This is a genomic window from Breznakia sp. PF5-3 (assembly GCF_029504745.1).
Taxonomy (GTDB): domain Bacteria; phylum Bacillota_I; class Bacilli_A; order Erysipelotrichales; family Erysipelotrichaceae; genus Breznakia.
This window is the reverse complement of record NZ_JAQFIQ010000030.1, coordinates 11,983-27,721: the sequence shown is the minus strand read 5'-3', so window position 1 is coordinate 27,721 and position 15,739 is coordinate 11,983. Positions and strand designations below refer to the sequence as shown.

At 33.0% G+C, this 15,739-nt stretch carries 7 protein-coding genes; 6 read left to right on the top strand and 1 reads right to left on the bottom strand.

Features of this window, described 5'->3' with window-relative positions:
- Positions 1-313 precede the first annotated feature (313 nt).
- The 4 genes from M2475_RS07995 (at position 314) to M2475_RS07980 (ending at position 1,915) form a co-directional block, all read left to right on the top strand.
- Positions 314-508: a cold shock domain-containing protein gene (locus M2475_RS07995; RefSeq protein ID WP_277490694.1), complete on the top strand. Its 195-nt coding sequence runs from the start codon at positions 314-316 to the stop codon at positions 506-508.
- Between the two features lie 11 nt (positions 509-519).
- Positions 520-870, top strand: coding sequence for a recombinase family protein (locus tag M2475_RS07990; protein WP_277490693.1), 351 nt, complete (start codon positions 520-522; stop codon positions 868-870).
- Positions 871-1,005: 135 nt separating this feature from the next.
- Complete coding sequence (locus M2475_RS07985) at positions 1,006-1,368, top strand: DUF2200 domain-containing protein (protein ID WP_277490692.1); 363 nt, start codon at positions 1,006-1,008, stop codon at positions 1,366-1,368.
- A gap of 46 nt (positions 1,369-1,414) precedes the next feature.
- Positions 1,415-1,915 carry a pyridoxamine 5'-phosphate oxidase family protein gene (locus M2475_RS07980; protein WP_277490691.1) on the top strand — a complete coding sequence of 167 codons (501 nt, stop codon included), beginning with the start codon at positions 1,415-1,417 and terminating at the stop codon, positions 1,913-1,915.
- 12 nt (positions 1,916-1,927) lie between these two features.
- Here M2475_RS07980 and M2475_RS07975 read toward each other — a convergent pair whose 3' ends face one another.
- A complete protein-coding gene (locus M2475_RS07975; protein WP_277490690.1) occupies positions 1,928-3,097 on the bottom strand; it encodes an iron-containing alcohol dehydrogenase in 1,170 nt (389 codons plus the stop codon).
- 437 nt (positions 3,098-3,534) lie between these two features.
- Between M2475_RS07975 and M2475_RS07970 the strand changes: the two genes are divergently transcribed.
- Entirely contained in the window at positions 3,535-9,279 is a 5,745-nt protein-coding gene (locus M2475_RS07970; RefSeq protein ID WP_277490689.1) for a discoidin domain-containing protein, read from the top strand.
- A 310-nt stretch (positions 9,280-9,589) separates the two neighbouring features.
- Positions 9,590-15,691: a polysaccharide lyase family 8 super-sandwich domain-containing protein gene (locus tag M2475_RS07965; RefSeq protein ID WP_277490688.1), complete on the top strand. Its 6,102-nt coding sequence runs from the start codon at positions 9,590-9,592 to the stop codon at positions 15,689-15,691.
- Positions 15,692-15,739: the final 48 nt, after the last annotated feature.

Here is a 15,739-nt window from a genome sequence, read left to right as displayed (position 1 = left end):
ACTGGAAGTCGACATAATAAAAAGAACTGGATGTTGTTTCTCTGTCTTACTTCCATTTCTTTTCTTTTAACTGGAATTTACTTTTTCAATTTACGATTTTATGGAATAAAAGTCGCTAACATGCTTTTTTTAGGTAAATATGTTATACTTAGTAATAGATAAGTCGTACTTCATTAATAGAGCTAATACTTTAATATTATAATACTTCTTGATCTAGGTAGGAGGTATTATTTTTTTATGAATATCAATAAGGTGTTTTATCGAAGTGATAATAGTTAAAAACATTTTAAATTTAAGAAAAGGAGGGTGTTATATGAGGAAAGGATATATCAACTATTTTGATAAAAGAAATAGCTTTGGATTTATTACAACATTTACAGGAGAAAAAGTATACTTTAATGCTTCTGTGATAAGAAGAAACAAAAAGAAATATATTCCAGAAGGTTCTATTGTTCAATTTAAAAGAGAATCTTTGATTGAGGGCAATAAAGTAACTGAGATTAAATAGAGGAAACAAAAATGACAAAAATAAAATTTATTGCAGTGTATACACATGAAGGAAATGGAACTAATCATTTAACAGATCATGAAGATTGTTATGCTTTTTTAGGTGCTTATGAGTTGAAATATGGAACTAAAAATTATGCTGAAAAAGATATTGAATCAGAAGAAAAACCCCAACTGTTGGATTTACAATATGATATGAGAGATGGATTGGTATCATTGGTTGTGGTAAGTGAATTAAGTCGTTTAGCTACTACGAAAACGGAGTTGAAAAATTATTTAAATATCTTCAAAGAAAATAATATTGGTCTTGTAAGTTTAAAGGAAAAAATAGAAATTGATTTTGAAGACTCTATCAAGCAATAAATATAGTAAGACAAAGCAAAGATCTCATAGGAGGTTTCGCTTTGTCTTTTATATTATCGAGGATTGTTGGATATTTATGAATACGATATAATGAAAGCGAATAGAAAGCTTATAAAAGGAAAAGAGGTGTAGAAGATGGTAAGACCCAAAGTTTTCAAGATGAGTTTTGCAAGAATTTATCCAGCTTATATTGATAAGGCAGAAAAGAAAAATCGTACAAAAGAAGAGGTTAATCAAATCATTTTTTGGTTGACAGGATATGATGAAAAAGGATTACAAAAGCAACTTGATGATAATGTCGATTTGGAAGTGTTCTTTACACAAGCTCCTAGAATAAATCCCAATGCATCACTTATTACAGGTAGTGTTTGTGGTGTGTGTGTAGAAGCTGTAGAAGATCCATTGATGCAAAAAATTCGTTATTTAGATAAGCTTATTGATGAATTAGCTAAAGGTAAGGCGATGGAGAAGATTCTTAGAAAGAATAAAGCGGATTAGAAATTTATTACCGTTGGTTATAATTATGAGAGAAAGGAATGGTTTTATGTTTAGAACAATGCGTCGAAGTAAACAAATATTAAGTGATACTGAAAGTATTGATGTTTTAAAACGTGGAACTTCAGGTGTGCTTGCAGTGAGTGAAGATGGTCATCCATATGCTATCCCATTAAGCTATGTATATGATGATAAAAAAATATTTTTTCATTGTGCTCAGGATGGTCATAAGATAGATGCCATGAAGAAAAATAATAAAGTGTCCTTTTGTGTAATTGATCAAGATGAGGTTGTTCCAAATAAACATACTACATATTTTCGCAGTGTAATTGTTTTTGGGAGTGTTCATTTTTTAACAACAAAAGAAGAAAAGTGTGAAGCTTTAAAGCTTTTTGGCACAAAGTATTCTCCAGCGCATACTAAGCGTACCATGGAAGAAATTGATAAACATATTGAAAAAGTTTGTGTAATTCAATTATCAATTGAGCACATGAGTGGAAAAGAAGCAATTGAGCTTGTAAGAGAGAGAAAAGGAATTCAAACAAATTGAATTCCTTTTTTTCTATTTCATACTGTTTTTTAGAATTTGTAATATTTCTTCATGGTTTAGTATTTTATATCCACCTTTATTAATAGGAACACCTTTGCTGATACCTTCTAGCATATCTTCTTTTACACCAAGTGTTTTTATATCCATGACTAAACCTAACTCACGCATATATGCTTCCATTGCTTCCAGTCCTTCATTAGCGATTTGCTCATCCGTTTTTCCATCTGTTTGAATATCCCATACATGAATTGCATAACGTTTGAACTTATCAATTGCGTTAGGCATGATATGCCTATAGTAAGGAATTGAAACGGCAGCTAATGTCATACCGTGTGTTGCATCAGTGTAGGCACCGATAGATTGACCAATCATATGAACCATCCAATCAGTTGTTTTTCCTTTCGCTACCAAAGTATTTAAAGCCCACGTTGCAGTCCACATGATATTGCTTCTTGCTTCATAATTTGTAGGTTCATGAAGAGCAATCTTAGAACTGTGAATCAAAGAACGTAATAAACCTTCCATGATATAGTCTGATGTATTGTCGTCAGTATTTGAAAAGTATTGCTCCAAAATATGAGACATAATATCATAAAATCCTGCTATCATTTGATATTGAGGGAGTGAGTATGTAAATACAGGGTTTAAGATGGAAAATTTAGGAAATACGTTATCACCAAACACATGACCTATTTTTTGTTTTGTTTTATAGTTTGTAATAACAGAACCTCCATTCATTTCTGAACCTGTTCCTGCCATGGTTAAGATACATCCTACAGGAATAATCTTGTTATCTACTTCTTCCATTCTCGCAAAATATTTCTCCCATGGATCTTCGTTACAATATGTGGATACAGATACAGCTTTTGAATAATCACAACACGAACCTCCACCTACAGAAAGAATTAAATCGATAGCATTATCTTTAGCAATCTTACAACCTTCATATAGTTTATCAACTGTAGGGTTAGGCATAACCCCAGCATCTTCAAAAATATTTTTACCACTTTCTTTTAAAATACGAATTACGTCATCATAAATTCCATTTTTCTTAATGGAACCTCCACCATATACAAGCATGATGTTGTCTCCATAGTGAGCAAGTTCCTCTTTTAAATAATCTAAAGAATTTTCCCCGAAATATAATTTCGTTGGATTTGAATAAATAAAATTTCCTAACATGTCTACCTCCTATAATTGTTATATTGCATGTTTTATCAATATTGCTATCATTATAATCCTTGGAGTTAACTCTAAGTCAATAGGTTTTAGCATTTATATAAATAATAAAAAAAATTACTGAAAAGATTATATTTATAGTTTGTTTTAAAGAATTTTTTGATAAATATATAAAAAATGTTTACAAAACATAAATAATACTAAAAAGTACAAACATATTTTTAATTTAGATAACCACTTTTTCTGTTTCTAATATATACTCAAGGTGTAGATATAAATATTAATTTTAGTTAGATTGTAACTTTAAGTAGGCAAAACTGGCATGAATCATAGGGAGATTTAGGTCAGTTTTTTAATTTGTTAGATATGAGGTGATAGAAAGAAAAGGTGCAGGAGTTTGTGAACTAAATGAGAAAGGAACTAAAAAAGGAAAAGAAAATATGAAAAAAATCAAAAAGTTTTATAAGTATGTCTTAGTAAGTATATTATGTATAACAACGATGCTTCCAGGCGGTATTAAAATTAATGCTCAAGAACCATCATTTGATGATTTAGCACTTAACAAACCTGTTACTGCTAGTAATGCATATTCATCTATGCCTGCATCGTATTTGACAGATGGTGATCCAGAGAGTCGTTGGTCATCAGAAAGGGATGCTACACAATGGGCTTATGTTGATTTGGGAGAATCTTTAAACATGGACTATTTCTCAATGATTTGGGAAAGTGATAGTGTTTATGCGGAAAATTACAATATTTATGTTTCTGATAGTACAAGTGAGTGGGGAACACCAGTTGTAGCAAAAGTAGGGAATACTACTAAGAAATCAGAAGATATTTTAAAAGCGCCTGTAGTAGGTAGGTATGTGAAACTTGAAGTTACCAAAGTAAAGGGATATCCAAGTGTTTCATGTAGAGATTTTAAAGTGAAATATACAGGTGATGAAGCACCACAAGATCCAAATGAAAATGTAGCCTTAGGGAAAACAGGTGTTGCTAGTACAATTGAAGCAAGTACTTTATCTGCAGCAAAAGCTTTTGATGGAGATACAAGTTCACGTACATCAAGGTGGGCAAGTGCAGTTAAAAATGCGCCACATTGGCTTTATGTTGACCTAGGAGCAAAGATGAATGTTAAAACATTACGTTTGTTTTGGGAAAATAGAAAAGCAACAAAATATTCAATTCAAGTTGCTGATACATTAAGTGAACCAATGCAAGAAAGTGATTGGACCAAAGTTAAAGAATTTAATGATCGTCCATCAAAGATAAATGAAAAAATCGTCTTAGATGAAGTTGTAAAAGCTCGTTATGTTCGTTTATATATCGATAGTGCTACTAAAGAAGATCCAGATGGTGGAGTAGAATGGAACACGGTTTCTTTATATGAGATGGAAGTATATGGAGGAGAACCAAAAGAAAACATTTCAGATATTAAGGAAAATATTGAAATTGTTCAACCTGTAAAAGGAGATAAAAAGTTAGTAGTAAAATATCCAGATACAGAAGATTATGATATTACATACAATGGTACAGATTATGAACAAGTGGTAGATGAAGATTTATCAATTTATGAACCAGTAGTAGATACATCTGTGAAAGTATCATTCAAGATTGTTGATAAGAAAACAGAAAAATATGAATTTGAAGAAAAAGAAGTAAAAATTCCAGGAACTTACATAAAAGAAGAAACAGATAATGCATCTCCTGTTGTTCTTCCTGAATTACGTGAGTGGAAAGGTGGAAGTGGAGAATTTGTTCCAACCCAAGCAAGTCGTGTAGTAATTGCAGATGCTAAATTACAAGATGTAGCAGAAGCGTTTGCAAAGGATTATAAGGAAATTACAGGGAATGATATTGAAGTTGTAAATGGTAGTGCATCAGCACAAGATTTTTACTTTGCACTTACAAGTGATACATCAAAAGGATTACAAGAAGAAGGTTATATCATTGATATCTCAGATAGTGTAAAAGTAGAGGCAGAAACAACAACAGGTGCATACTGGGCTACAAGAACAATTTTACAAAGTATAAAAGCCAATGATAGTATTCCAAAAGGAATTACGAGAGATTATCCACTTTATGAGGTTCGTGGTTTTATCTTAGATGTTGGTAGAAAAACATTTACTTTAGATTATTTAGAACAAGTTGTTAAAGAAATGTCATGGTATAAGATGAATGACTTCCAAGTACATTTAAATGATAATTTAATACCACTTGAAAATTATTCTGCAAAAGGGTTAGATCCAATGGATGCTTATTCTGGATTCCGATTAGAATCAGATATTAAAAAAGGTGGAAATAATGGATTAAATCAAGCGGATTTAACAAGTACAGATGTATTCTATACGAAAGATGAGTTTAGAAATTTCATTAAGGAATCAAGAATCTATGGAGTTAATATTGTTCCAGAAATTGATACACCAGCACATTCATTGGCACTTACAAAAGTGCGTCCTGATTTGCGTCATGGAACATATGGACGTGATAATGATCATTTAAACTTAACATCAAAATATGATGAAAGTATTGCTTTTGTAAAGGACATCTTTGATGAATATATGGGTTCTGATGTATCAAACCCTGTCTTTGATGAAGATACTATCATTCATGTTGGAGCAGATGAATATAATGCAAATCATGAAGCTTATCGTAAGTTTGCAGATGATATGTTGAAATATACGCAAGATACAGGAAGAACAGCAAGAATTTGGGGTAGTCTAAGCGTTAGTAAAGGGACAACACCTGTACGAAGTAAAGATGTACAGATGAATTTATGGAACTTTGGTTATGCTAATATGAATGCAATGTATGAAGAAGGTTATGATTTAATTAATTGTAATGATGGAAATTATTATATCGTTCCAAATGCAGGGTACTATTATGATTATTTAAATAATGGTACGGTATACAACTTAGCGATTAATTCTATTGGTGGTGTGACAATTCCAGCAGGTGATAAGCAGATGATTGGTGGAGCAATTGCGGTTTGGAATGATATGACTGATTATCTTGATAATGGAGTAAGTGAATATGATGTATACGATCGTATAAAGGCACCAATTCCATTAATGGCGGCGAAATTGTGGGGAAAAGGATCAATGGATCTAGCGCAAGCAACCGCTACAAAAGATATTCTAGGAAGTGCACCAGGTACAAACTTTGATTATAAAGTAGATAGTAAGGGAGAAGAAATTGCTCATTTCCTTATGGATTCATTAACAGATAGTACAGCAAATAAAAGAGATTTGAAAGCTGGAGAGAATGCTGAAATCAAAAAGGTTGATAATAAAAATGCTCTTTCTCTAAAAGGTGGTAAGAGTTATGTAGAGAGTGAGCTTACAACCATAGGTTTAGGAAACGATCTTCGTGTAAAAGTAAAAAGAACTTCAGATAGTACAGATGAACAAATTTTATTTGAGAGTGACTATGGAAGTATTAAAGCTGTTCAAAAAGATACTGGTAAAGTGGGATTCACAAGAGAAAACTTTGATTATTCATTTGATTATACATTGCCAGTAAATGAATGGGTTGAATTAGAAATTAAAAATCAACATAACGTTGCACAATTATATGTTAATGGAGAACTTGTTGATACACTTGGTGATGGTGAAAAAGTAGAAGGAAGACCACTATTAGCAACAACGATGATTCCATTTGCTAGAATTGGAAGTAAGAGTAATAGTTTCATAGGATATGTAGATGATGTACGTTTAGGTGTTAGTAAAGAATACAATTCAACAATGAAGTTGGATTATGCAATATGGAATGCAAAAGAAATATTAAAAGATAAAGAAAATGCAGAATTAACAGCACTTGTGGAAGATGCTGAGCAAGTGTTAGGTAAGTTTGCACCAGATGCTAATGAAGTACAAACATTAGTTGAACAAATAAATAACATTATTGATACACTTGATTATGAAAAAGCAGATTATAGTCGTGTAGATGCATATCGCAATCTTATCGCAGATGACTTATCAATGTTTACAGATGCTTCTGTAAATGTATTAACATCTGTATTAGAAAGTATTCGTGAAGATCTTCCTATATCTTTACAAGATGTAGTAGATGGTTATGAAAAACTTCTTGCAGATGCATTACAAGGATTAGAGTTAAAAGCTAAAGGAAACATAAATTATGTTGATAATAATAGACTTAAAGCTACTGCATCATCTTATCAAGGAGGTTCAGGTCCTGAATTAGCAATTGATGGTGATGAAGGAACAATGTGGCATACAAATTGGAACATAACAATAATGCCGCATTGGATTGATTTAAAAATTGATACACCAGAAGCAATTAATGGATTAACATATTTACCACGTCAAACTGGTGGAACAAATGGAATGGCTACAAAATATGAAGTTCAAGTAAGTAGTGATGGTATTAATTATACGAAAGTAAAAGAAGGAACACTTTCAACATCTACAAGAGATGCAGTTGTTTTAGAATTTGATGAAGTAACTACTCAACATGTACGTTTAGTATATCTTCAAGCGGTTAATAACAATGGTACTGCTACGGAATTGAAATTACACTTGGCAAACACAGTTGCCGATACTGATGGCTTGAGTACATTAATTGAACAAGCAGAAGCAATTGAAAATATTGGTTATACTTCTGAATCTTGGGATGCGCTTCAAGATAAAATAGCAGAAGCAAAAACTTTGGTAGAAGAAACAAATCCAGATGCTAATAATGTAGAAATCATGAAAGGACAATTAATGTCTAAGATGACATCGTTAGTATTAAATGAAAGAGGCGATAATAAAGAATTGCAAGCGCTAATTGAACAAGCAGAAGCAATCATCGACAATGATAAAGAAGATACAATGACATCATCTTCATGGAACACATTTATGAATGCTTATGAAACAGCTGTGAATTTGGATGAAAATGCTTCAGCTATTGAAGTGAAAGTAGCCAAATTAGCATTAGAAGAAGCAATTAAGAATCTAGAACCACGTGCATCAGAAACAGCAGTAGATGCATTAGAAACATTAATAGATACTTGTAAAGCAATGGAAGATGATTTCTTAGAAGCAGACTTTGCAGGTATGAAAACACTTATTGAAGCAAGTGAAACATTACTAGCAAAAGGTAGAGAAGACCTTTCATCAAGTGAAGTAAGCAAAGCAATAGAAGACTTATTGGATGCAAAGAAAGCATTAGAAGCGAATAAAGCAGAAACGAATTCTTTACTAGATACACTTGAGATACATGTGGAAATAGCACAAGATATCTTAGATGGAGATACAAGTAGCTATCGACCAGGAAAAGTAAAAGAATTAGAAAAAGCAGTAGCTGAAGGAAAAGCATTAGTAGAAGCAAACAGCAAAGACAAAGCAGCGATTATCGCAGCAACAGACAAGATTGCGGATGCAATGAGTCAGTTGTGGGATATTGTTGATAAGAGTGAATTGACATCACTTATCATCATTGCTGAGAAGTATGCAGAAGCAGACTACAGTGCAGAAAGCTGGGTAAAACTAGAAACAGCATTGGCAGCAGCGAAAACGATAGTAGCGAATGATGATGCAACAGAAGCACAAGTGGCGAAAGCATACAAAGACTTGTTTGATGCAATCAATGGATTGGAAAGAAAGATCAATACAGAAGCGTTAGAAAGAGAAATCGCAGCGGTTGAAAAGATCTTAGCAAACAAAGCGAAGTATGTAGCATCATCAATCAAAGGATTACCAACAGCATTAGAAAGTGCTAAGAATGTATTAGCAAATGGTAAAACGCAAGCCGAGATTGATGCAGCAACAAAAGCATTAACAAAAGAGAAGTTAAAAGCAAGATTGAAAGCAGATACAAGTGCGTTATCTAAGATGGTTACAAAAGCAAACAACTTAGAAGTAAAAGGATATACAGCAGACAGTGTAAAAGCGTTGAATGCAGCAATCAAAGAAGCACAAGCAGTCATTAAGAATGAAGAAGTAAGTGAAGCGGAAGTGAAAGCAGCAGAAATGAAGTTACAAAAAGCGATGAAAAACTTAAAGAAAGTAAATAGTCCAAGCAAAGCACCAAGTAGTAAAGATGGAGGTAGAAAAGCATCGACATCAGCGAAAGGAGTAGCATCAGGAGATACAACAGATATAAATAGTCTAGTTGGTTTGATGGCATTGGCAGGACTTGCGATGTATGGAACATTCAGAAAAAGATTGAAACATACTAAATAGTAATGATAACCCCCAATTAGATAAAAACCTAATATGGGGGTTTTTATTGTTGAATATTTAGAAATTTAAAAAGTACAAATATTTTGCTATTTTATGCAAATACTTTATAATGGCTTTCGATATAATGAAAGTAGAAGTAAAAAATGAATAGATAAAATTGGATTGTAACTGAATAAAGGGCAAGACTAATAAATCATATGATGGTTTATTTTGAATTGCCCTTTTTTTCTTCTTAGAGAGGAGGTTTTATTGGTTTGGTTTTTATGTTTGCATATGTATTGAAGAATGATTAATAAAACAAGGGGGAAATATGATAAAGAAAATATTAAAGCTTAGTTTAGGATTAGCTGTGCTAATCAGTATGTTTCAAACTTCATTTTCAGCTGTTATTTCTGCTGAAACAGATAATTTAGCATTGCATAAAACGGTGACATACTCTGGTGTTGAAGGTGGAAAAAAAGGAGATGGCACATGGACTTATCCAAAATTTGTTGGAGAAATGGCAGTTGATGGAATTACACAGGATGTTAATAAAAGATGGTCTGCTGAAAATATTAAAGCAGGACCAGAAGCATATGAACAATGGTTAGAAGTTGACCTTGGAAAAGAATATAGCATCGGAGATATTGTAGTAGATTTTCATGCGGAAACAACAGCATATGAAATAATGATCTCCAAAGATGGAAAGACCTATACTTCGATTGCTAACATCAGCGATGGAAGTCGTGGAAATACGGTTTCTAAGACTTTTTCTGCACAAGGAAAGAGTGCACGATATGTGAAATATGTGCAACATAAACAATGGTTACATGCTACGAATGGAAGTTACTATGGTAGTAGTATCTATGAATTAGAAGTATATGAACATGATGATATGGCAATTAAAGATGATACACTACGGGTTGGAACATTCAATATTGCAGCAGGAAAAAAACCTGATGTTGATGCACAACGTAATCTTAGTGATCTTTATAATCTTGAAATTGTAGGTTTACAAGAAGTTGATGTAAATACAGGTAGAAATAATTATGATATGTTAGAAAAATTTGCTTCCAATAATTATACGGCAAGTTATTTTTCTAAAGCGATTGATTTTAGTGGTGGACAATATGGAATTGGAAGTGCATCACGTTATGCTCTTGATGATACATCAACAACATATGTAGATACAACGGGGGCAGATGAAGCTCGTGTTTTTCAACGCTCAGTTATAACGAAAAATGGAAAAAAGATTGCTTTTTATAACTTGCATTTAAGTTGGGAAACACCAAAAATAAGAGAAAAACAATTTGCTCAATTGAAAGCAGCTCTGGCAGCAGATCCTATTGAATATAAGATTGCCGTAGGAGATTTTAATGCGGATCAATACTATAGTGAGTTTTATACCTTCTTAGAAGATATGGATATGGCAAATGGATATGATGGAATTTGGCATGAAACTTATAATGGTGTTGATAATACAATGAAGCATAATTGTATTGATAATATTTTAGTGAGTAGAAATTTAAAGATCAATAATGTTCAAAATGTGAAAACAACATTATCTGATCATAACTTATTCTGGGCGGAAGTAGAGTTCTTAGATGAAGATGCTGTGTCATATCAATGGTTAAAGGCAATGATTAATGAATATGAAGCAGTAGATACAAAAGCATTTACTGAAACAAGTACAAAAGCATTTGAAAAAGCTTTAGAAGATGCTAAAACAGGTGTAAATACACTTACTACACAAGAACAAGTTAATACAGCAACAGAAGCTTTGATAAAAGCTTATAATGATTTAGAAACATTTAATTTAGCATATAAAAAAGCTGTCACTTATTCAGGTGTTGAGGGTGATAAAAATACTGATGGTACGTGGAAATATCCACAGTTTGTTGGTGAAAACGTTGTAGATGGAAGTATGTCTACAAGATGGTCAGGAAATAAAATTGATGAAGCATGGTTAACGGTTGACTTAGGTGAAGTAAAAGATATTAGTGAAGTTTTAATTCATTTTGAATCGGCAGCTCCAAAGTATCAAATTCTAGTTTCTGAAAATGGAAGTGATTGGACAAAAGTATATGAAGAAATGAACGGTGAACATGGTGTTGATGGAGTAGTTCAAGCGTCTTTCACAATGACAAAAGCAAGATATGTAAAATATCAACAACTTGAAAGATGGCTGCATTCAAATAAACAATTATATAGTACTAGTTTTTATGAAATGGAAGTATATAAAGAGTTTTTGATTGAAGAAATTACATTACCATCAACATCGGATGTTATTTCAATAGGCGATGAAATTGCTTTAAAACCTGAAATTACTCCAACTCTTGCGCAACATAAAGCAGTGACTTATGTATCGGATAATGAGTTAGTAGCAAAGGTTGATACAGATGGAACAATAACAGGAGTTGGTGCTGGAACGGCAACAATTACAGTAAAATCAGCAGTTGATGATAATGTTTTTGCTACCTTTGAGGTTGAAATAGTTGATGGACCTGTTAAGGTGAGCAAGTTAGTTTTTGATGAAGAAGAACTAAATCTTACACCAAGAGATAAACGCTTTGTTGAGTATAGTGTATATCCTTCAAAAGCAATTGATGCTGATCTTGAAGTAACTTATTCAAGTGATGATGAAAATGTTGCAGTAGTAAATAAAGATGGATTGGTAGAATGTGTTGGTTTAGGTAAAGCTGTAATTACAGTAGCTAGTAAAGAAAATCCAGAAATAAAAGCAACATTAGATGTTAATGTTGAACAACCAACTTACAACCCAGATTATGATACGATGCAAGATCGTTGGTTACGCCGAGTTGTTGGAGATGATACATTGGATTTAAATGATCCAGATGTAGCAGCCTACATTAAGAATGTTTCTGATGAAGCTCAAGAACTATGGGATAGCATGCATAAGGAAAGTGATCGTACAACGTTGTGGGATATGAGTGATAGTACAGTGGCAGCTGACTATACAACTCAATTTACAAAAATTAAAAAGCTTACTTTAGCTTTTGGAACCAAAGGAAGTGCATTATATCAAAATAAAGCGTTGTACAATGATATTCTTTCAGCTCTTGATTTCATGGTTGTAAATAGAAAATATAACGGTGTATATTATACAGGAAACTGGTGGGATTGGCAGATTGGATGTACACATCAACTTGTTGATACGTTGATTATCTTAAAAGACTATTCTGAGTACACGGATATAGAAGCAGCCGTGAAGAGTGTAGAAGGATATGCGAAAGATCCAGCAATACAATGGCCAAGTTATACAGCTTCTGGTGCAAATCGTACTGATATCGGATTGGCTGTATTGGGAAGTGCAATTGTAGCCAGAAACGATAGTAGAATGAATTTAGTACTTACAAAAGTTCCAGATGTAATGAAATTAGTTACTAAAGGGGATGGTTTGTACGCAGATGGATCAGTAATCCAACATACAGCACATGCTTATACAGGTAGTTATGGAAATGAGCTGATGAAGGGGATTGGTAAGATTCAATCAATAACAGCAGGAACAGATTGGGAAATTAAAGATGCAAGGATTGAAAATGTATACAACACAGCTGTAGAAGGATATATTCCACTTATGGAAAGAGGAAGAATGATGGCAATGGTAAATGGAAGAAGTATTTCTAGAGCACCAGGAACAAATCCATTTACAACTGAATTAGCATCAGGGTCAGAAACCATTTCTAATTTAATGTTGATTTCACAATTTGCACCTGAAAAGTATAGTTCCCAAATCGATGAAGCAATTAAATATTGGTTGCAAGGTAGTGCAGAGGAATATGATTTCTTTGCAAATGCTAGAGATATTGAATCTTTATTAAATGCAAAAGCATTATTAAATGATAATAATATAGAGGCAAAACGATATACAGGAATGAAAGTGTATGGATCTATGGATAGAATAACGCAATCTAAAGATACATATGCAGTTGGACTTTCTATGTATTCATCAAGAATTAATAACTATGAATATGGAAATACAGAAAATCCTAGAGGATGGCATACAGCAGATGGAGCATTGTATTTATATACAAATGATTTCAAGCAATATGGAGAAGGATATTGGACAGCAATTGATTCTTTACGCTTAGCAGGAACGACAACGGATACAAGAAGTCGAAACAACGGTTCTGACCAAAGTGAAAAATCAGCACAATCATTGGTTGGTGGTGTTAGTGATGGAATCAATGGTACAGGTGCAATGTTCTTAAATAAAGGTCATGTTACAAACATGAATTTAAAAGCGAAAAAATCATGGTTCTTCTTAGGTGATAAGATTGTTGCAGTTGGTAGTGATATTGATGGAACAACAACGGATACCATTGAAACAACAATTGAAAATAGAGTAATAAGTGATGACTCTAAGATTTCGGTAAATGGAACAAAATGGACCAATGCAAAAGAAACATTAAACTTAGGTGAAGGATCTTATGTACACTATGATGAAGCATCAACAAATACACAAATTGGATATTACTTCCCAACTGCACAAGATGTAAAAGCATTGGTAGAAGAAAGAACTGGTAAATATTCAGATATTAATAATTATTTTGTAAATGATAAAACATATACTATGGATTTCTTTAGTTTAGGAATTAACCATGGTTCAACATCAGTAGATGGAAAATATGAATATGTATTATTCCCAGATGCTAGTGAAGCTTCACTAGCAGCATATGCAAAGGATAATGATCTTGAAATTATCAATAACGAAAATGCACATGCAATTAGTGAAGGTAATGTATTTGCATTAAATACATTTGCAGATAATATTGAAGTAAATGGATTTAAAGTAAGTGCACCAGCATGTATCTATACAGAAACAGTAGATGGTGTTATGACGATTTCTATCAGTAATCCAAAACAAAATGCAATATCATTGAAATTAGAACTTACAGATGGTTATAAGTCATTGGTTTCAAAAAGTGATAAAGTAACACAAAATGGAGATGAAACATTCTCTATTAACACAAGTGGAGCAGCAGGTAAAACATTTACGATTGTTGTAGAATTAAATGTTGATCGTAGCGAACTTGATGAAAAGATTGCTGAAGCAGAAGCAATCATCGATGATGATAAAGAAGATACAATGACATCATCTTCATGGGATGCATTTAAGGATGCTTATGAAACAGCTGTGAATTTAGATGTAGATGCTTCTGCATCAGAAGTAAAAGAAGCAGTTAAAGCATTGGATGAAGCAATTAAGAATCTAGAACCACGTGCATCAAAAGAAGCAGTAGATGCATTAGAAACATTAATAGATACTTGTAAAACAATGGAAGATGATTTCACAGAAGCAGACTTTGCAGATATGAAAGCACTTATTGAAGAAAGTGAAACATTACTAGCAAAAGGTAGAGAAGACCTTTCATCAAGTGAAGTAAGCAAAGCAATAGAAGATCTATTTGAGGCAAAGAAAGTATTAGAAGCGAATAAAGCAGAAACGAATTCTTTACTAGATACACTTGAGATACATGTGGAAATAGCACAAGATATCTTAGATGGAGATACAAGTAGCTATCGTCCAGGAAAAGTAAAAGAATTAGAAACAGCAGTAGCCGAAGGAAAAGCATTAGTAGAAGCAAACAGCAAAGACAAAGCAGCGATTATCGCAGCAACAGACAAGATTGCAGATGCAATGAGTCAATTGTGGGATATTGTTGATAAGAGTGAATTGACATCACTTATCATCATTGCTGAGAAGTATGCAGAAGCAGACTACAGTGCAGAAAGCTGGGCGAAACTAGAAACAGCATTGGCAGCAGCGAAAACGGTAGTAGCGAATGATGATGCAACAGAAACAGAAGTAGCAAAAGCATACAAAGACTTGTTTGATGCAATCAATGGATTGGAAAGAAAGATCAATACGGAAGCGTTAGAAAGAGAAATAGCAGCGGTTGAAAAGATCTTAGAAAACAAAACGAAGTATGTAGCATCATCAATCAAAGGATTACCAGCAGCATTAGAAAGTGCAAAGAAAGTATTAGCGAATGGTAAGACACAAGCCGAGATTGATGCAGCAACAAAAGCACTAACAAAAGAGAAGTTAAAAGCAAGATTGAAAGCAGATACAAGTGCGTTATCTAAGATGGTTACAAAAGCAAACAACTTAGAAGTAAAAGGTTACACAGCAGGTAGTGTGAATACATTAAATGCAGCAATCAAAGAAGCACAAGCAGTCTTGAATAATGAAGAAGTAACCCAAGAAGAAGTAAAAGCAGCAGAATTGAAATTACAAAAAGCAATGAATGGATTAAAGAAAGTAAGTAGTCCAAGCAAAGCAGCAACATCAGCGAAAGGAGTAGCATCAGGAGATACAACAGATGTAAACACTTTGGTGAGTTTGATGGCATTAGCAGGACTTGCAATGTATGGAACATATAGAAGAAAGAAATATATTCGTAAATAATAAATAGAATATAGAAGAAAAAGAATCTATAATGGATTCTTTTTCATT